The organism is Bradyrhizobium sp. 21 (assembly GCF_023073335.1).
GTDB lineage: Bacteria > Pseudomonadota > Alphaproteobacteria > Rhizobiales > Xanthobacteraceae > Bradyrhizobium.
In genome coordinates, this window is sequence record NZ_JADPJG010000009.1 from 1 (window position 1) to 525 (window position 525).

2 protein-coding genes are annotated in these 525 nt (G+C 61.9%); both read left to right on the plus strand.

Annotated features, from left to right (window positions below):
• Positions 1-76, plus strand: a 76-nt coding sequence (locus tag IVB31_RS13085; RefSeq protein WP_247322687.1) for a hypothetical protein, incomplete at its 5' end; no start/stop codon positions are given.
• 128 nt (positions 77-204) lie between these two features.
• A partial coding sequence (locus IVB31_RS13090) for a GDP-mannose 4,6-dehydratase (protein WP_247322684.1) occupies positions 205-525 on the plus strand: 321 nt, incomplete at its 3' end.

A 525-nucleotide genomic window follows, 5' to 3' on the forward strand; every position in this document is an offset into this window, starting at 1 on the left:
GATCGAGGTCCAGACCGGCTCCTATCTCGGGGAAGACGACATCATCCGGATTGAAGACGACTATCAGCGCTCCTGAACCCGAGCGGGTCCTGTCCGGGTTGACCCGGAGGGCTGATATGTCCAAGAAGGCCCGGTTGCGCGATGGCTGCGCTCCCGCTTACGTGTGCGACGGACCATCGCGACAGGACTTCAAGGCATCAGGCCATGGCTGAGCGGATCGCTCTCATCACCGGTATCACCGGCCAGGACGGCGCCTATCTCGCCGAATATCTGCTGTCGCTCGGCTATGTCGTGCACGGCATCAAGCGGCGTTCGTCCTCGTTCAACACCGCGCGGGTCGATCATCTCTACCAGGACCCCCATGTCGGCAATGTGCCGTTCCTGATGCATTACGGCGACATGACGGACTCGACCAACCTGATCCGCCTGGTGCAGCAGATCCGGCCGACCGAGATCTATAATCTCGCCGCCCAGAGCCACGTCGCCGTCAGCTTCGAGAGCCCGGAATACACCGCCAATGCCGAC